Source organism: Marinobacterium sp. YM272 (genome assembly GCF_050908845.1).
Classification (GTDB): Bacteria; Pseudomonadota; Gammaproteobacteria; order Pseudomonadales; family Balneatricaceae; genus Marinobacterium_D.
This window is the reverse complement of record NZ_CP194171.1, coordinates 2591584-2613415: the sequence shown is the minus strand read 5'-3', so window position 1 is coordinate 2613415 and position 21832 is coordinate 2591584. Positions and strand designations below refer to the sequence as shown.

Sequence of the window (21832 nt, the reverse complement as noted above, 5' to 3'; positions counted from 1 at the left end):
CGGCGGTGCCGGCTTCTCTATCAACACCATACGCAACACTCTCAATGCCAGCATCGAAGATTCCAGCGACGTGGTGTCGGGAAGCGGCTCAGTCGAGCTTACCGCCTCAGACAAGACAAGCATCGATGCCGACGCGGCGGGCATCGGCATTATGGTGAAGATCGGCGGGGGCAGTGGCGCTAATGCCGGATTGGGTATCGGCGTAGCACTGAACGATATCCAGAACGGCATCACCGCGATGGTCGAGGATTCGACCGTCAGCGCCGACCAGGATGTCGCCTTGATCGCGGAGTCGACCAACACGGTCAACGCACTGTCGATCGGCGGCGCTGTGAACGGTCAAATTGGTCAAGGTAACGGCTTCAATCTGGCAGGCGGCGGTGCCGGCACCAAGAACACCATAAAGAACACCATTGACGCTCACATCAAGGGCAGTAACGGCACTAACGGCACTCCGGGCGTGGAAGCCAAGAACGGCAGCGTATTGCTGACCGCAAGCGATGACTCCAGCATCGTCTCGGATGCCGGTGGTGTAGGTGTATCGTTCAATATATCTACCGGTAACAGCACGGGGGTGAACCTGGCGATCGGCGTGGGTGTCGCGGTCAACGACATCGGCAACAAGTTGTACGCCGTGATCGACGATTCCACGGTAACTGGTGACGATGTCTCATTGATCGCCAAATCCAATACCTCGATTGACACCCTTAGCATCGGTGTTGCGGCCGATTTCAGTGTCAGTACCGGCAAGAGCAATGGGCTCGATCTAGGTGTGGGCGCGGCGGTATCGGTCAATAGTGTGGAAAACACTATCGAGGCCGCAATCAAGGGTGGCAGTGATGTCACTGCCGATACCGGCGACGTGACCCTGAGCGCCACGGATGGGGCTGCTGACGATCCAACGATCATTACCACCGATTCCGGTGCTGCGGCCTTCGCGGCGTCGATCAGCACCGGCGGTGGCGCTCGTGCGGCCATCACGGGTGGCGTGGCTGTATCGCAAAGTACGATACGCAACACTATCAAGGCACACATCGACAATTCGTTGGTAGAAGCCAAGGATGCCTTGTCGATCACCGCGACCTCGAACACCGAGATCGACACCTTCGCCTTCAGCGCGGCCGCGTCGATTACTGTCACAGTGGGCAACGGTGCCTCAGGTGCGGTTGGTGTGGCGTATGTGGGTACCACCAACACTATCGAAAACGCCATTCAGGCCTATATCACCGATAGTAACGACCTCTCGGACGCAACCTTGCCGGGTATCAAGGCCGGCAGCGGTGGCATCACTATGCTGGCGCAGGACAACTCTTCGATCGTGGCAGACTGGGTTGCCGTCTCGGTGGGCGTGGCGGTCGGCGTGGGCGAAGGAGTGTCAGCGGCCGGGGCCGTGTCGCTGGTATTCGCCGAGAACTCCATCGATAACCTGGTCGAAACCTATATCAAGAATTCCGCGGTCCAGACGGACGGTGATATCCAAATTGACGCAGCGTCCGATCGCGACCTGACCGCTAAGGGCGTTGTTGTAAGTGCCAGTGTTGCCATCCAGGTCTCCAAGGACTCGCCGATTGGCCTCGCCGTGTCCGCCATCTATGTTGAAGGGAGCAATACCATCGGAGCCACTGGTGGTACCCACGCCTATATTGATGGCGGCTGGGTGAGCGCGTCCGGCGACATCGGTATCAATGCAACCGACGATGAGAGCCTGTACTCGCACCTCACCGGGGTCGGTGTGTCTATCAGCCTGTTGTCGGTGAGCTACGTCGAAGTCGATTCCACCAATACCGTGAATGCCTCGGTCGATGCCTATATCAAGGACGCCAGCGTGACCTCGACCGAAGGTGGTATCGAGGTCAAGGCCTACTCGGATGCCTTTGTCCATAGCAAGCCTGTGGGTGCCTCGGTCAGTGTCAGTATCGGCGGGTCCGTTTCCAAGCTCATTTCAGCGGCAACGATTCAGGGCCACGTCGAGGCAGCGGCCACGGGCAGCGCCAATCTGCAGGCGGCAAATGGGGCGGTGAGCATCTTGTCCACCTCCGCTCACGGCGCCTTGAGTGATCTGGATGGTGGCTCGGGTGCAATCGGCGTATCGGTCAATCTGGTAAGCAGTAGCGCGACTATTTCCGCCGATACCAGTGCGAATGTGGGCAGCGGTGTCACCGTCAACGGAGATACCATCACGATAGAAGCGGATGTCCGTAACTCCTCGCACTACGTCAGTGGTGTCGACCCCGAGTCGTCTGTGGAAACCGGTACCCGTACCGCCAAGGCGTACCTCACCACTGGTGGTGTGGGCCTGCTCGGCAGTGGCACTGGTAATCCAGGTGACATTAGCGAAGACGATGCCGCGCAGACTATCGCCAGGATCACAGGTTCTGTGAAAGCCTACATCGGAAAAGGGGCAGACATTGATGCCAAAGGGCTTGTTGATGTGGATGCCGATGCGAAGAACTTCGCCCGTGCGAAATCTGATGGTGGTGACGGCGCTATCGGCATCGCGGTGAGCCTGTTCACCACTAAGGCGATCGTTGGCAGTGGCGAGGGCGATAGCGACCGCTTGGGTATCACCCAGGCCTATGTGGATGAAAACAGCACTGTGGATGCAGGAAGCCTGCGCGTGGCGGCCGACGGACGCAGTGAAGCCGATGCGCAGATGTTGGGTGTTGATATCGGCTTACTGGGCGGTGGAGGACGTCTTGAAGGGTTGGGGCGTGTCGATGCCGATGTGGATGCGCATATAGGCGCGGCCAAAGGTGCAACCACTCCTCTGCGTGCAACGGTAGAAGTGAGTGGTTCGGTCACCTTAGAGTCGACCATGTCTGAGAAGGCTAGCGCTGATGTGGACGGAGGTTTCGGGTCGGTTGGTATTGGTGGGGGTGAATACTTTGGCCACAGTTACATCGGTAGTGCCGGTAAGGCTTACGTTGGCGACAATGTGAAGATCACCGCCGATTCACTGTCGGTGAAACTGATTAACCCTAATGCTTCGGCCAGTGATCCGCTCAGTCGTTTTGCGGAATCCGATCTGGTGATCGGAGGCGTTGGTCTGGTTGGTTCCGGAAATAGGGTTGAAGCACACGCCACGATTACCGGTAACCTCGAAGCCTTTATCGGTGACGACACAGAGATCACAGTCACCAATGCGCTAGTGGTGGATGCCCAATCACAATCCACCGCGGATTCCTCAACCAACGGCGGCAACGGCTCAGTTGGCATATCGGTAGGCGTTTATGAAAGTCTGGCAACCGTCGGCAGCGGCGAGTCTGATACCGCCCGTCTAGGCGTTACACGCGCTTATATCGGCGAAGGCGCAACGATCAACGTCGGTAGCGCTTCTGTTGTTGCGGATGCGCGCAATAAAGCGGTCAACGAAATGTTGGGCGTGGATATCGGTCTGCTTGGCGGCGGTGGTGACCTGACTGGCAAGAGCCGTGTCGATGCGGACGTGGATGCGCATATTGGTACTGACATAGACGACACTACGGCTTCACGCACAACGCTGAATTCCGGCGGAGCGGTAACGGTCGAAGCGACCATGGCTGAAAAAGCGACGATCGACGCTGATGGGGGCTTCGGATCAGTCGGTATTGGAGGGGGGCAGTACCGCGCGCATGCTTACATCGGCAGCGACGGCAGGGCCTATGTCGGCGACAATGCGAAAATCACCGCCGATTCGTTATCAGTGAAGCTGATTAACCCTAACGCCTCGGCCAGTGATCCACTCAGTCGTTTTGCGGAATCTGATTTGGTGATCGGAGGCGTCGGTCTGGTTGGTTCCGGAAGTCGGGTCGAGGCACACGCCACGATTATTGGTAACCTCGAAGCCTTTATCGGTGATAACACCGAAATTACCGTCACCAACGCATTGCAGGTGGAGGCGAAGTCGCAGTCCACGGCGGACTCTTCCACCAACGGCGGCAACGGGTCGGTCGGCATATCGGTAGGCGTTTACGAGAGCCTGGCGAGGGTGGGGAGCGGTGAGTCAGACACGGCACGTCTTGGCGTCACACGGGCGTATATCGGCGAAGGCGCGACAATCAACGTAGGCAGTGCTTCAGTGGTTGCCGATGCACGCAACGCGGCGGTCAATCAAATGCTGGGCGTGGATATCGGCCTGCTTGGCGGCGGTGGCAACTTGACCGGCAAGAGTCGCGTAGATGCGGATATTGATGCGCACATAGGTACGGGCCGGGATGACAGCAGCGCTTCGCGTACCACCTTGAATTCAGACGGTGCGGTCAAGGTTGAGGCGACCATGGCGGAAAAAGCGACAGTCGACGCCGACGGTGGTTTTGGCTCGATTGTCGTCGGCGGGGGCGAATATGCCACCTATGCCGATCTGGCCAGCAATGGCGCGGCTTATCTTGGTGATAACGTAAAAATCACTGGCGATTCGTTGTCAGTGAAGCTCCTTAATCCCAACGCTTCTGACAGTAATTCGCCGCAGAACCGGTTCGCAGATACGGATATGACCATCGGCGGCGTCGGTTTAGCCGGCTCAGGTACCAATGTCGATGCGTCATCCAGTATCAAGGGTAATCTGCAGGCTTTTATCGGTAAGGATGCCGATATCACAGTCACGAATGCGGCACAGATCACCGCCACATCCCGGTCGTCGGCGATCACTGAAGCACGTGGCGGTAATGGCTCGGTAGGGATCTCAGTCAGTCTATTCGATGTGATCGCAACAGTCGGTACAGAAGACTCCGATAGCTCACGCCAGGGAGCAACTATCGCCTCGGTTGGCGAGGGCACCACTCTGAATGCCGGTAGTCTGACGATTAAGGCCGATGCCACCAACCTGGCAGATAGCGACATCCTTTCGGTGGCCATCGGTTTGGTGGGTGGTGGCAACGGCGTCAATTCAGAGGCGTATATCGATGCCGATGTGGAAGCCTATTTCGGCACTCAGGAAAATGACACCACCGCTAAGGCAACGACTGCAAACATCGACGGGTCAATCTCGGTCAAGGCAGAGTCATCCGCATCAGCTACTTCAGATGCTGGAGGCGGCGGTGGCAGTCTTGGCATTAACGCCTCAACGTTCCAGGTTAATGCAGGTACAAGCGGCGATACCCTGGCATATCTCGGTGATAAAGCTGATGTAGATGGCTCAAGCCTCAGCATCGAAAGCACAGTGTCCAAGGCTGATGCGGTCGCAAAGATTACCGCAGGCTCCGGTTCAATTGTCGCGGGTGGCGGGAAGGTTGACGCTTCAGCGGTCAGTGAGGGTAAAAGTCACGCCTATATTCGCGACAATGCGACGGCCGATATCTATGACGGACCGGTCAAGGTGGAGGCAAGTTCGTCCTCCTATGCCAAAGCCGATTCCCTTATCGCCAGTGGCGCAATCGGGATTAATGGCGCAACAGCTTATGCAAAGCCAACCAATACCGCCGAGACCAAGGCCTGGATAGGCAGCAGTAGCACAGTAAACTCCTTACTTGATAGCGCCACAGCGGCTATCGGTGCAACGCTTGGCGCAGGCGATGTAAGTGTAATCGCTTCAGCGCTGGCTGAAGCCGACGGTAAATCTGAACGTTACGGTGGTGCGGTACTCGGCGATGGCGGCGCAGCAAAAACTACTCTGACCCTGAGTCCGACCCTGAAAGCCAGTATCGATAGTAGCGCAACAGTAAATGCCGCTGCAGATGTTCGCGTCACGGCTGACTTCCTCAAAAACAGCACCTCGATAGATGCAGACATCGATGCGGTCAACGGAGATCTGATAACAGTTAATGATCTTCCGCTGACCACTGGCACCATTGTGACCCTGAACGGACGCGAGCACGCGGTACTGGATATGGGCGGCGACGACATTTACTTATTGGGCGCCGCGTTAGATCTGGATGCTATTGATGGTTTGGAAGATGTGGAAGGTCTGGGGGATATAGCCGATCGCGAAGGCCTGGCTGGTGTGGATCTATCGCGTGACAGCATCAGTTTCTCCGCGCCCCACCTGTTTGAGGATGGTGACGAAGTCGAGTTGTACAGCCTTGAAGGCAGCATCGGCGGATTGTCGGAAGGCAAGACCTACTACGTCCGAGTCATCGATGATCAGACCATCAAACTGTCCGAAACCAAGATCACCGATTCGGTCTTTGATACTAATCAACTCAGTGACTTCTCAGTGGCCCAGGTCGATAACGATAGCATCGAGATCGTGGACCATGGCTTCGATGATGGTCAGGCGGTTACATATCGCGCCCCGGACGCTATCGTAGAGTTCAACGTCAGCTCCGTGGATATTACCACGGACAGTAACCACGACCCGTCGCTTAACAGTCGTGGCGAGGTGATTCACAACAGTTCTCTGAACAACATCTTTATCGAAAGCCACGGTTGGAACGGTGGCGATAAAGTTCTTTATCGCGATTTGTCTAAGGAGTTGCCGATTGGCGGTCTCTCGAACGATTCGACGTACTATGTGATTGACGACAGCGTCAACACAATCCAACTCACCGACGCCTACTCGGTTGTCAGCTCACTGACCTTCGCTCAGTCAGAATCAGGCGACACTATCAAACGAAACGACGGATTGACCTGGGCTGAGTTCGGATTTAAGGAAAATCAGCAAATCACCCTGGAAGGCGACGTTAATGCGACCTACATGATCGCCTCTTTAAGTAACGATATTTTGACCCTGACTGTGAAAGAGCAGGTCGATGAAGGTGACTTTGGTACTACCGATGTCTATCAGGACGCATTGGAGCTGACGCCTGATCTGAGTGACTCTACGAACCCCGGCCTTTACAGCCTAATTCGCACCGGTGAAATGGCGATCGATGGATTGGTCGACGGTCAAACCTATTACGTCAAGAAGCTCAGCGATGACAGTTTCCAGCTCGCTGACAGCGTCGATGGTGCAGCGCTGACGCTGGACGATACCGGGTTGTTTGACAGCGCGAAGCACCGTATTGGCACTGAAGGCATCGATTTTACATCCGCCAGCGGTGAACACTGGCTGACACTCGAACTTGATAAACTCGCGACGCCGGTAGCGGCCGGCCAGACGCTTTACGGTCCGGGAGGCCTCGATCTGGTCAGCTACCTGGGTACCCAGGGCGATGGCCAATCCAGCGCCGCCGCAAATGGCGCGGGAGGTGCGCTCGGGGTTTCGGCTGATACACCAGAAGCCAATAGTACTGTGAACCTGTCAGTGGATGCCTACATAGGTTCTTCGACGCATATTACCGCCGTTGGTGGAATCGAAATATCTGCTGACTCCGCTATCGATGTGAGCGGGACCTCGGACGCTCGGGGCGGCGGCGCAATCAGAGTCGGCCAGGCGAAAACAGACACCGACATCAAAACCCATTCCGTGGTCGCCGAGGTCGGCACCAATGCTGTGCTCATTGCCGGCTGCGACATCATCATGAATGCCGATTCTGACACCACGGCGAAGGGCGTTGCGATCGCCAAGGGGGGCGGCATTATCGCCAATGCCGATGTTAAGTCCGACGCATCGGTGAACTTCAAGAGCCTGGTCAAGATTGGGGGCGGGGCAAGTCTCGAATCGGATCGCCATATCGATCTGACCAGCGATGCCAAACTTGATGTCACCACCGAAGCCGAGACCTTCACCGGTGGAGCGATTGGCTGGGCAGGTGCGTATTCGAACGAAGACGGCGATGGCGGAAATGACAACAAATACGGCGTGCATATCGACGGTAACTCCACCGTGGATATCGGCATCGGCGCGAACATAACCGGCGATACGGTAAACATGTATGCGCTTATTTCGGAGCTTACGGCCAATGCACGTGCCGGCGCGCAGTCGTTTATTACCCTGTTGCTTGGCGCTTCTACTGCGTATGCGGAAGCGAACGCCAACATCGACACCATGGCTGAAGTGATTCTGCGCGGTGATTCCAGCGGCAATTCTGATGAGACGCGTATCACCGGTAGGCATGGCGTGGATCTTCGTGCCAACTATAAAGATGTCGATATCGAACGTAAGGCGAGCCGCCTCGCCGTCGGTATCATTCCGCCCCAGGAGGCTTCAGCCGGTGGCGTTATGACCATTGATGCCGAAGTGGATACGCAACAGGGTGTTGCCGTCATCGCCGGCGCGCGGGCCTCCGACAGCCCATTGGCTCACCCCGTCGATAGCGACATCAACGCCTTGGCACTCTATGTTCAATCCGATGTGATAGGTGGTGTTGACAATAAAACCGGCAAATGGCGGGTGCATACAGAGACTGGCTATTTCGACCATACCCATTCCAATCCATCAAATAGCGCCCGCATCAAGTGGGATGCAAATGTGGAAATTCTTGGCGGGCCCGGCGGTGCGCCTGAACTGGTGATCGACGATACCGGCAAGATCGTTCACCTGAACAATGTGACCGTCAGCAAAGGTACAACCACCTACAGCGAGGGCGAGTCCCTTAAGGATGTCGATGACTTCGATGTCAGCGTGACCAACTCAGGCTATGCCGACATCTTGATGCAGTCCCAGAATGACATCAGAAACAACGTGCTGTCGGAAGGGCCGGACTTCATCTTCAATGACAACCTTCCGGATGTGCGTATCGTCGATTACTCCGGTGAGAATATGCATCTGGAGAAAATCGACGTCATTTACAGCGGTACTGCCAAGCCTGTTGTTAAACTCGATTCCGGGGACGATGTCATCACCAACGATACCAGCGCCTCTGATGGCGATGCCACGCTTGAGTTCTATATCAAGCATCGCCTGTCGACCGTTGGTACGATCATCGATGTACAAAAGCTCAATAGCAGTGGAGATATCTACATTGATGGCGTTATCAATAACCCCGGTGGCTGGACGCGCATCATTAATACCGAGACGGTTGCCGATCACTCAGCACAATCCGGCGATATCTTTGGAAGCGCGAACGGCGTAATCCGTACCAACCAGCTCGATATCGAAGCGACCGAAGGTAGTATCGGCAACTCAGACGCCACCCGGGTGGAGGTGCAGCTGGTCCGGAGTACCGACCTTTACGATAACTCCATCCGCGAAGTTGAACTGCTGGCCATGGCCGGCGACGATTCAAATGACCATATTTTCCTTGGGCTGCAGGGGCTTGACCGCGTAGTCGGCAGCACCGGCCCGTTCAAAGTCCAGGTACAGCGTGTTCAGGCTGGTGGTGATATCGATATCGTGCTGCACGACAGCAAACACCAGACCGGTGCCGGTACGGTCGGGAAAGTGCAGGTTATCTCTGATTCCGATAATTACGACGCTGACCACAACAGCCACTTCCGCAATGACGGCTCATTAGGTGGCCGCGACCCAGCAGCCTTTGCCAATACTGACGATGCGACGCTGAGCAGTGAATATGTGTTCGCAAACAGTCGCGAAATCGATAACAACGCGCTTGGGTTCCGCCTGTTTGCCGATGCATCGGCACCCTGTGACAAACCCGAAAACTGGTTCAGCATAATCGCCGATGGCCGTTTCCGTATCGGAGCCGCGCTTGGGTCAGTCAAGCCCGGCCTAATCGCCGGTGGCGATATCAAGGTCCGTGATGACGAGGGCAAGGCCGACACAACCGGTGTTGCCGCCGATCAGGGCAGTACACCGACAATCGATCTCCTCGCCTTCACTGATCTGGCCAACAACGGCACCGGCTATATCGACGTCAATGTTGATGGCGACTTGTCCGTGCTCGAGACTTCCGGTGATCTGCGCTCCGGATTGATTCGCTCGCGTACCGGTGATGTATTACTGGTAGCACCCGATTCCATCCTCGACGGTGCCGATGCTATCGGCACCGATGTGATGGGTCGAACCCTGGTATTGCTCGCGGCCAAAAATCCAGACAGCCTGGTGACCTCGGTCGATCCAACCGAGATCATCAGTATTGAAAGTGCCAAGACGCACAATGTAGGCCGTGGTGGCAGTATCGGCACCTCGGCCAACTTCCTCGAGATCGATTCATCCAATCCAACCAATGGCACTCTGACCGCAGTTGCCGATAATGGCATCTATCTCACCGAGACCAGTGGCGATCTGCGCTTGAACCGCGTTGATTCTAGCCGCGGCAATGCCTCGTTGGTGACTCTGGCCGGTTCGATTATTGATGCCCGCTCTGGTGCGGGTTTGGTTACCGATGTGGCCGTCGTTAAAGCCAACAGCATCGATATGCAGGCTAATGGCGGCAGTGTCGGTCAGGCCTCCGGCAACGGCGGTGATATTGAGATCGATTCCCGCCGCAGGGGGTTCGGAGATGTGGGTCTGGAAGCCGCCAATGAAATCTATGTCACCGAGGTGGCCGGCACGCTGCGACTGGTGCAGGCGCGGACGCCCATCTACTCCGGTACTTCCGGGGGCGGCAACGTCCATCTAACCGTACGTGAGAGCACAAACGCCAACTCCCTGAACGAGAATCTTAACCTTCTGGCCAGGGGTAGCGTTCTGTTCGCCGAGGATGCGCCGCGCACGGTCAGTGATGGTTATATCCGCGCCGGCGGCTGGGTGGTATTGCGGATTGGCGACGACCTGATCGACCATGTGAACACCACAATCAGCGCGGGCGGTCGGATCGATATTTACCTGGATGACCTGAACAACGGCACGACAAACGGTGATTTTGGCTATGGCGCCGACACCACCCTGGTGGGCACCCTGACGCCGGGAACGGGCAAGGCCACCAGTATCTTCGGCTTTACTGACGTCGACCGTATCACCTTCGATCAAACAACGCTTGGCGGTTATACGCGAGTTTACGGCAGCAACCTCAAGACACCCGCCAACAACACTGCACCAACAGGCGACGGGGAAGACATCTTCACCGTCTACAAACTCCAATCGATGCCGGTGGGTACCCTGACCCTGGATGGCCAGTCCGGTGCTGACTACTACACGGTTGTGACTCAGGGTAGCCAGAACGAAGACCGCAACTACATTATCAACGTGCTGGATACTGGCGCGCCCGATGACGGCGTGGATGAGTTGTCGATCTTCGGTTTTGATTCTTCAAACAATGGCAGCGATCCGGATAACCAGGGGCTGCCATATGCCACCGACGATATATTCCTGCTGCGCGGCCTGACCGCCATCGCTGGATTGGGCGGCGACGAGTCCGCCGATCGCCCGGCGTTTGTTGCTCTGCTGCACGGCAGTGTGGCAGATGCGCGGGCGGGATCCTCCAGCGCTGTTGAGCGCATCAATTACGATTCAGCAATCAACGGCCGCCTCAACGTATTTGGCCTCGGTGGTAACGACTATTTCGCCACTGACGACAATAGCGCCATCACCACACTGGATGGCGGTGCAGGCGACGACAGCTTCCAGATCGGCCAGTTGTATGGCACCAAGCGTGATACTGCAGCACAGCTGGCAGAAAACGATGTGTTCGCCACGGTGGCGACCACCCGTGGCTGGCTCTCCAAAGGCAACAGCTCAGCTCTGGTTGCCCAGGGTGGCTCGGGTAACGATTCATTCAGCGTCTACTCCAACCAGGCGGTGCTGCGTCTGGAAGGCGACGCCGGAAATGACCTGTTCACTATCCGTGCGCTGGCCCTGGCCGATACCGGCGATGGCACCGCGAAGGAAGGGGATACCAAAACCTACGAGGATGGTGGCGACACCAAGGTAGCGACCTTCCACGACGGGATCTGGTGGCAGACCTACGATGCCGAACATCCCGAAAACAACGTCGCGCTGCCGGCACTGACCAGTGGTTTCTCTACCGCGGCTCAGACCGATATCCGGACCGGCGCTGGCCAGAACCAGGTGCAGTACAACATCAATGCCCCGGTTTCCGTTGATGGAGGCTCGGGCTTTGACAAGCTGGTGGTACTTGGCACCGAGTATGCCGATCACATCGTCATCACCGACGAAGCGATCTACGGCGCCGGGCTGAACGTAAGCTATGAGAATATCGAGGTAGTGGAGATCGACGGACTCGAGGGTAACGACTCCTTCGATATTCTGTCGACGCCGGCAGGCGTGGCGACACGCGTCATCGGTGGCCTTGGCAGCGACACCATCAATGTCGGTGGCGATGTCATCGGCAGCGTGTTCGCCCAGGATGTGGAAGGTAGCAGCGGCGCCATCAATCATCTGGTCACTTCTGATGATGTCGACTACAACGGCATGGTTGTCGATGGCATCAACCTGAGCGTTGCGCGTTCGACTCAGGGTGCCGTAATTATCAGCGAAAGTGCGGGCTTCACCTCGGTCACCGAGGGTGCTGGTTACGATACCTACACAGTGTCGCTCGCCCAGGCATCCACTGAGGATGTCTACGTGACTATCAGCGCGGCCCGGTCGCCCTATGAGGAACAGGCGCAGGGCGGGGATTCCATCTGGGTCTCTGAGGACCCGAGCGACTTCTACCGGCATTTTGTCGACAAATATGTGCCCGGAACGCAACCGACGCAGGTTGAGAAACGGGCCATCGTGCTGCACTTTGCGCCGGGCGAAACCGCGGCCAAAACCGTGTATGTGCTGGCACCGTCCGATGGTCTCCCTGAGGGTGATCGTACCCTGGTCATCAGCCACAGCGTGATCAGCGCAGATCCAATATTCGACAACGCCAGCGTGCGCAATGTCGAGGTTGATGTGCACGACATCGATCAGCCTGCCATCAACCTGATCGCTGTTGATCCGGCGACTGACAATGAAGACAACCAGTCGATTGTGCTGGAGGGCGATGCAACCACCGGCATCACCGACCAATACAAAGTTCACCTCGCGATACCACCGGCGGCCGGTCAAACAGTAACGGTGGATATCAGTACCGGCGATGCACGGGTTTGGCTGTCGAGCGCGGACTCGCGCTTTACCACAGTCACACCGCAGAGCGGGACTACTCCCGGCGTGTATCGTGTGACCTTTACAGCCGAAAACGCAAGCGATCTCCTGATTACCCTGAACGCATTCGATGATGCTGCGCGGCAGGACCCGCACACCACGGTTATCACGCACAGTATCAATGCTGCGCTGACCAGCGATTCCCGCTACGACGATCTGAATACCGGGGCTACGCCTGAAAGCCTGTATGTCAAAGTACTGGATAACGATTCTGCCGGTGTCGTCGTGATCCCGAGCGATGGTTCGACCCTGGTCAACGCCAGCGATACAACTCAGACCGATGATTACACCCTGCGCCTGACCAAGGCGCCAACATCCGATGTCACAATCGCTATTCTGGCCGATGGCCAGACCAATGTGGTGACAGACAGTCGCGTTCAACTGGCGGCTATCGGCACGCCTCAGCATGGCCTGTATAGCGGTAATATCAGCTGGGATGCCGCCAGCCGCACGCTCACCCGCACGGATGGTTCAAGCTGGCTGGATGATGGTTTCCTGGAAGGCCAGTTGGTGCGTTTCAACAACGCGACGACCGGGAATCTCTACAAGATCCAACTGATCCACGGCAGCAGCAGCGATAAGCTCGATCAGCTCACGCTTACCACGACCCACACCCCGAGTCTGGCGGACGGTGAAGTTACGGTAACTCAATGGGCACCGCAGGTGACCTTTACGGCCGACAACTGGTATCAGGCGGTGACCGTCAAGCTGGCAGCTGACCCGGATTACCAGCTGCAGGAGGGTGCCGAAAGCGTCATAAACTTCGCCAAACAGCCGCACCTGCTGGGCGGTTTGCAGGGACCGCTGCAGGTCGAGGGCGGTACCACCGGTGCAGACCGGTCGCTGCAGCCGGCGCTTCTGCTGCCGGGCGAAACCAATGGTCCGTTCTTTGCCATTCCGCAACAGCCATCCGAGGCGACTCAGGTCGACGTGCTCAATGTCTATGCGGATTCAAGCATCGAGGACCTGGTTGGTGAGATGACCTCCACCAGCATCACCGGGCTGAATATGTCGACAGGGCTCGACTTCACGCAGGAGGGCTTTGCTGAAACCGCCTTCGGCGAACCGCTTAAGATCGATGGTGGCATCTCCTTCGGCACTCTGACGCTCGATGACGACGGCAATGTGGTGACCGATGGCGGCTACAGCACCATCGAGGTGGTCAATGTACTGCTCGGCGAAGGCAACGATACCTTCACCGTCAGCGGCACACTCAATCCGGGCATCGACCTGTCCACCGGGGTGGCTGCGTTGCATGGCGGTATTACCACCATCCATGGCGGCGGTAACTCCCTGTTGCAGGTTGAAGCGGCATTCGAGGTGGCGCGCGTCGATGGCGGTGCCAACACCACAGTCACCCGTAGCGATGGTCTCTCCTGGTCCGATTACGGCTTCGAGGTGGGTCAGACAATTCTTTATGACGGTGTTCAGGCTGGTGAAATCACCAATCTGAGTGGCAATGTCATGAAGGTGTCGGGCATCTCTGTGGCGCTTGCGGACGGAAACGAGCATCTGCTTGGCGTCTACGATCCCAAGGGGCATGCGCGCAACCAGGTTCCCGATCCCTACAGCACCGTGCAGTCCGTCGACACCGACATGACCCGTGTGGGCGGTGATACCATCATCGTTACCGGCGGTGGCGGTGAAGACTCGCCGCTGGTGGTTTACGGCGATACCTCTCAGGATGGCGTCTGGTACCAGGGCGACCCGACGGTGATGTCGACCGCTGACTTCGGTAGCAAACCCTGGGGAACCCTGGTCGGCAACGGCGCTCCGTTCTACACCTTCCCGCAAGCCGGCTTCTTCAACTGGTTCGGTAATGATGTGATTGACGCCCGCCTGCATACGGGAACCCACGCCGACGGCAGCCTGCTGAGCATCGGCATCAACGCCTACGGCGGTGCCGGCGACGATACTCTATACGGCAGCCAGACCGGCGATCGCCTTGCCGGCGGCAGTGGTGATGACCACATTGAAGGTCAGCGCGGCGCCGATCTGATCTACGGTGATTCCGGCTTCAATGTCGATGTAATCACCCGCGATCTGATCATGGTGACGCAGCAGGGCGCTGTTCCGGCCGGAACCTTCGACGTAATCGATCATCTCGTGGCTGGCGAGGACACCCTGCTTGGCGAGGGCCAGGGTAGCCTGAGCAGCAGTCAGATCAGTGAGTTTACCGACGTGATCTTCGGCGATCATGGCGTTGTCACCCAGGATGTTGCGGGCCCACGTATCACCTGGATAGCCGGGCAGCTCAACACACCACCGGCCATCGATGGACGTCCACAGAACCTGCAAACAGTAGGGCGCATTGAACTCATTGCAACGGTAGAACCGACCAACGGTGCCGATGATCTCATCTACGGTGGTATCGGCAACGATCGTATCCTAGGTGGTAACGGTGGAGACAGGATCCGGGCCGGGAGCGGTATGGATATCGTCCTCGGTGACCATGGCTTCATCGACTATGTACTGGCCAAGCATGATGCGACAACGACCTTTGGCGATCTGGATCGTGCCGATATCGATATCATCAGTACCTCGGACCCGAACCTCGGTGGTGCTGATCGTATATCTGGAGGCAGCGGTAACGACATCCTGCTCGGTGGTACTGCGGGTGATGTTATTGATGGTCTGACGGGGAATGACCTGATCTTCGGTGATCACGGCAAGATTGAAGCCAGAGACAAGTACGGTAATGAAGGGCTGCTTGATCTGGCACTTCTGCCACTGGACATGAACCTGGATCCGGCCCTGTCGCTGACCCCGAATGTGCGTCCCCTGCATCCGTTCACCTGGACCTCCATCGATACGCTGAATACTGATGGTGGCGGTGTGGACCTGATTCGCGGTGGCGAAGGCGATGACATCCTGCTCGGCGGTCAGGCGGGAGACAAACTATTCGGTGGCGCCGGCGATGACGACATCATCGGTGGTCACAACGGCAACCTGATTGCCACTGACGATACTGCTAACAACGACCTGGGTGGCCAGGATGGTGATGACCTGATCCAGGGCGGTAGCGGCAACGACACCATCGCCGGGGATAACGCTGACATTCTGCGCACCGGAGCGCCCATCAGCGTGCGCATGCAGGTCCTTAGCGGTCAAATTATCTACAACGGCGATGGCGTGGCGCAGATCACCGGCACAGCCCAGGTTAACCCGACCGGTGCGGTGGAACGCTACCTACGCCTGTACGACCATAACGATACGCCGCTGATCAACACCTTCGGCAACGACTCGATCGCTGGTGGTGCTGGTGACGATGTGATCTTTGGTCAACTCGGTGATGATAACCTGCAGGGCGATGGCAGCCTTTCCCTGAACGTGCACCTGACCCGTGTTTCGTTTGAAGACTTCGCTGGGTTTGGAACTGATGGCGACGACTACATAGAGGGCAACGGTGGCAACGATCTGATCTTCGGTAACCTGGGGCAGGACGACCTGATCGGCGACAGCTCAAACCTGTTCAGCCTGGTGGCTCCATCCCTGCGACCCACAGGCAGCGATACCCTGTTCGGTGGTGCCGGCACGCGCCTGGAGCGCAACAACACCGGTCTGGTCAAGTGTGAATGCATGCCCAGTGATGATGCGCACTCCCGGGATGCTGATGTGATTCTCGGCGATAACGGCAATATCTATCGCCTTGTCGGTACCAACGGCGAACCGGCCGCTGAGCCCGCCTTCCTGATTTTCAACTATGACCTGTCCGCCGAGGGGCACAAGGTCATCCCGCGTGCCTTCACCCTGCTGGATTACACCGAGGGAGAGCGTGCTACCGGTGATCGGGGTGAGGACGACCTGATTCACGGCGAATCCGGCGATGACATCCTGCACGGCATGACCGGCAACGATGTGATCTTTGGCGAGGCCCAGAATGACGACATCTACGGCGGTAGCGGCCATGACCGCCTCTATGGCGGTACCGGCGACGACGGTATCCTCGGTGATGATGGCAAGATTCTGACCAGTCGCAATGGCCTGACCGAGTCACTGAACGGCCTCTTCGTGGCCAACCAGCAGACACTGCTTGAAACTCGAGGTCCCTTTATCGGCGCGGTGGTAAATATCACCGGCACGCTATTCAAAAGCGTCGATCTGACCGCGTTTGATAAGGGCGGCAATGACGTGATCTATGGCGGTCTGGGCTGCGACTATATCCATGGCGGTGCTGGTGATGACGCCATCTCCGGAGCGGAAGCGCAGCGAGAGTTCTACGTTGAGGCACCTCAGACAGAGGCTGCACTGGGATACGATCCTTCCAACCCGCTCGGCTATGATCCAGTCACACGCAAGTTCGCCGCCTATGATGCCTATAACCCACGCACCCGCATCGAGGGCTTCCTGCTTAACTTCGACAGCTATCGCGTCGACGAAAGTACAGGCCAGCTACTGATGGTCGATGGCGCACCGGTGAAGAGTGACGATGGTATAGACCGTATATTCGGTGACCTGGGCAACGACTGGATTGTTGGTGGTACCAATGCGGACCGCATGTTCGGTGGTCGCGGAGACGACTACCTGAACGCCGACGACAACATGAACACCAACGGTGGACTCAACAACCAGCCGGATGATCCGATCTTCGCCGATGCAGACTTCGCCTACGGCGGCGCCGGTCTGGATGTTTTGATGGCCAATACCGGCGGCGACCGCCTGTTCGACTGGACCGGCGAGTTCAACACCTTCATCGTGCCTTTCGGTCCGTTTGGCGCACCTACCGTGAACCGTCTGCTGATGCCCGATACCAAGGCCTTCATCGCCGAGCTGGGCTTGGCTGCCGGTGCGGACGCAACGCTCACCGAGCCTGACGGCGAGTTGGGCCTGGTGGATCAGCATGATGCGGAATGGAACGACCAGACCGGGGGGCCGCGTGATCCGCAGCCTGGCAATATCGGCGGGGTGCAGCGTGATACCCAGGGCGGCAAAGAGGATATGGACAATCCGCCGAAATGCGGTTGTGTCTGTAGCGATGTGCATACCAGCGGTATCAGATTGCAGAAACTGGTCAACGGTCAGGATGCCAATACCGCTCCCGGTGTAAACGTGCATATAGGCAGTGAAGTCACCTGGACCTACCTGGTCACCAATAACACCGATGTGGAAGTCGAGCTGCTGTCGCTGATCGACGATGCGGGCACTGCCGGTTTCAGCGGCGACGATTTTGAACCTGCCAAGGTGACTCTCAACGGGGTCGAGTACAACATCGGCGATAGCGACCAGGACAACCTGATCGACAGCGGTGAGACCTGGGTGTTCAGAGCTGCAGGTATCGCCAGCGCCGGCCAGTACGTCAATATTGCCCGGGTTGAGGTGATCGATCGAGAGACCGGCACAACCTACAGTGACGAGGATCCGGCCCACTACTATGGTGGCTTCATAGATCCGGATCCCAAGCTACGTGTCGAGAAAGCAATCAACGGCGAGGATGCCGATCAGCAGCCAGGTATTTACCTGGAGCCGGGTACTCCGATTACCTGGACCTACCAGGTGATCAATGAAGGCGATACCGCCTTTGAGCTGACCTCAATCACTGACGATGCAGGCACCCCGGACGATCTCAGTGACGACTTCATGCCCAATGAAGAAGTGGATCTGAACGGTTTCAATATCGGCGATATCAACCAGAATGAGCTGATAGATCCCGGCGAAACCTGGCTGTTCACTTCTGAAGGCACCGTCTTCGATGACTATGTGGCCGAGCCGATCTACTACACCAACTGGGTAATGGCGCAAGCCATCGACGTTGTGACCGGCGAAACCCATAGCGACAGGGATGCTGCCAGCTACTTCAGTACTATCGATCCGCCTCCTGAAATGAAGGTGCGCCTCGAGAAAGCGGTCAATGCGGCTGATGCACTGGCCCCAGCGGCTTACGAGGATGCGGACTCACCGACGGGGCCTGTTCTGACGATTGGCGAGACAGTCACCTGGACCTACCGTGTAATCAACGAAGGTCAGCGGTCGTTCGTCATCGATGCACTCTGGGATGACGCTGGCACCGATGCCGACAGCGGTGACGACTTTGAGCCGATAGCCGTGGAAATCGACGGCAGTAACGTTGGTGACCTGAATGCAGACGGCCTGGTCAATCCGGGCGAGGTCTGGCTGTTCTCTGCAGAAGGCGTCGTCGAAGAAGGGCCGTACGTTAACCTGGCCAGCGTCGAGGTCAGCGATCCTTTGACCGGCGTAACGGATACCGATACCGATCTGGCGCATTATTACGGCAGCTTTGATGAGCTGAATCTGATCAAGTCAGTCAACGCCGTGCGTCCGGCTTCTCCGACCACCGCAGAAGACGCGAATAACCCCAACAACCCGGTTATTCTGGCGGCTGGCTCCGAGGTTGTGTTCAGTTACGCCGTCAGCACCAACGGTCGCGACCCGCTGGAGAACCTAAGTCTTATCGACGATGCCGGGACGCCGGGTGATCCCTCGGATGACTTCGTACCCGTCTATATCAGTGGCGATAGAAACGCTGACGGCCGTCTGGATCATAACGAGACCTGGATCTTCCAGTATACGGATGTGGTCAGCGAAGGCGCTTACACCAACTGGGCTCTCGTCAGTGCAACCAATACACGGACCGGGTTTACGCTGTACGACGACGACCCGGCTAATATCTTTGGCGCAGTCGCCGGTATCGATGTGGAGAAGGCGATCAATGCCGCCGATCCAACTCAGCCGACCCCGACCGAAGATGCCGATGATCCGGATGATCCTGTGGAGCTCAGCGAGGGCGCCGAGTTGACCTGGACCTACCTGGTTCGCAATACCGGCAACATGGCACTGGTCGTCAGCTCGCTCGTTGATGATGCCCATACCCCGGATGATCCCAGTGATGACTTTACGCCCACGGCGGTAATGGTCGATGGCTTTAATATCGGCGATATCAACCAGGACGGTCTGTTGGATGTGGATGAGGTATGGCAATACACCACCCAGGGAACGCCGCTGGAGGGTGAAACCGCCGAGGCTGGTCTGCACACCAACCAGGTACGTGTTATCGCCACCGAGCCAGTAACCGGCCAGTTCGCCGCAGACAACGACTCGGCCAGTTATCTGGGACAGGTATCGGGCATCAGGGTTGAGAAGGCGATCAATGCAGTCGACGAAGAGAATCCTACCCGCGCCGAGGACGCCGATGTACCGACAGGGCCGATACTGCAGATCGGCACCGATATCGTCTGGACCTACCAGGTGTTCAACCAGGGCGATACTGAACTGGAATTGACCAGTATCGTGGACTCGGACGGCTTCACCCCCGAGTACCAATCGGGTGATGATGATCTCGATGGTCTGATCGATCCGGGCGAAGTATGGATATTCAGCTCCGCACCTGTCATTGATGGTCAGGCTGAGCAGGGTCAGCAAATGAACACCGTTGAGGTAGTGGCGGTCGATCAATTCGGCACTACTTACACCGACGAGGACCTGGCCCATTACTACGGCACCGATCCCGGTATCTCGCTGGTTAAACTGATTAACGGTGAAGATGCCAATGATGCGACCAACCCGGTTCAGGTTGATGCGGGCAGTATTCCGGTGTTCACCTACCTGGTGACCAACACCGGCACCGACTCGCTGGCCGATATTCAGCTGGTGGATGATGCGGCGACCAACAACCCGGGTGATGACTTCACGCCTGTTGCAGTGACTCAGGGTAAGTTCATTGAAGGTGACAGCAACCGCAACGGCCTGCTCGATCCCGGCGAGACCTGGGTCTTCACCTCGGAGGGGGTCTACGACGATGCCGTCCAGGTCGGATTCCACGTCAACCTGGCCACGGTTAACGGCACCGATCCGTTGACCGGTGATGTAGTCTGGAGCAGTGATCCGGCGCATTACCAAGCTGCCGAGACAGAACCGGCCGGCGTACGCATGACCGGTGGCGGCAGTATTTTCACCGACGCAGGCATGAGGGTCACCCACGGTTTCGAACTACATTCAGACCCGCTTATCGGTCCGAATAATCTGCAGGTGAACTTCGACGGGAACAGTTTCCACTTAGAGACGCTGACATGGATAACCGCTTACGACGATCCTGAAATCAACCATCTGCCGCGCAGCGCACCCGCAGACACGCTGATCGGTGAGGGCACTGGTCGCTTTAACAACGTGGATGGCTACACCGTACGCTTTATCTTTAATGATGCCGGTGAACCTGGCTTCAACGACTTTGCCCAGATCGAGATTAGGGATAGCGAGGGTAAAGTGGTGCTGTTCGTCAGCGGTAATCTGACCCGAGGCGATCAGCAAGCTCATCCGGAGAATCGCACTGTGTCGGCTATGCTGGCCGAAACCGCCCCGGCTGCTGGAACCACTGATCAGACATCGCTCCAGGCCGACGACATCGATGCCATCCTCAGCCAGGCCAAGCAATACTGGCTGAGTCAGGATCAGCTGGATGCCAGGTACCGTGTGATTCTGAACCAGGTCAGTGTCGATATCAGCGACCTGTCTGGACTGACCCTTGGCACTGCCGACCGTGCGACCAATACTATCACTCTCGACACTAATGCGGCGGGGTGGGGGTGGTTCATCGATCCGACACCCGAGGATGACAGCGAGTTTGCTCTGTCTGATGGAATAGTAGCGATTGCCTCTTCACCGCAAGCTGAAGGCCAGATGGATCTACTCAGTGTACTGACCCATGAGTTGGGGCATCTGCTTGGTTTCGAGCATGACAGCGGCGTCATGGCCGAAACACTCTCTGCTGGTGTGCGCATAACGCTAGCCTCAGAGCCTGGTACGCAGGTCGAATCGGATGCCGGCCATCAAACTATCAATTCACCCAAGGGTTCAATGCCAATCGCTGTTGCCGAGCGCCTGAATCAGGATGATTCGCTCGCCTATAACTATCTGCTTAGCGCAGGTGCAGTATCTGCAAGGGACTACCAGATCTTCGACGATACCGCTGAAGAAGGCAGCCTGAAGAGCCTGGAGCACTCGCAGGTGGAAGAGCAGCTTGATTCCTGGTTATCAAAAAATCACTCGCTGATTTCCAGTGGTTTAAGAAGCTGGGCAGGCAAACGCTAA

1 protein-coding gene (cut by a window edge) is annotated in these 21832 nt (G+C 57.3%); it reads left to right on the top strand.

Annotation, left to right across the window (positions count from 1 at the left end):
* Positions 1-21832: the 3' portion of an LEPR-XLL domain-containing protein gene (locus tag ACQUQP_RS11575; RefSeq protein ID WP_432695187.1), read on the top strand. 6860 nt of this gene lie to the left of the window's left edge; 21832 of the gene's 28692 nt are visible here — the last part of the coding sequence; its start codon lies beyond the left edge, outside the window; its stop codon occupies positions 21830-21832.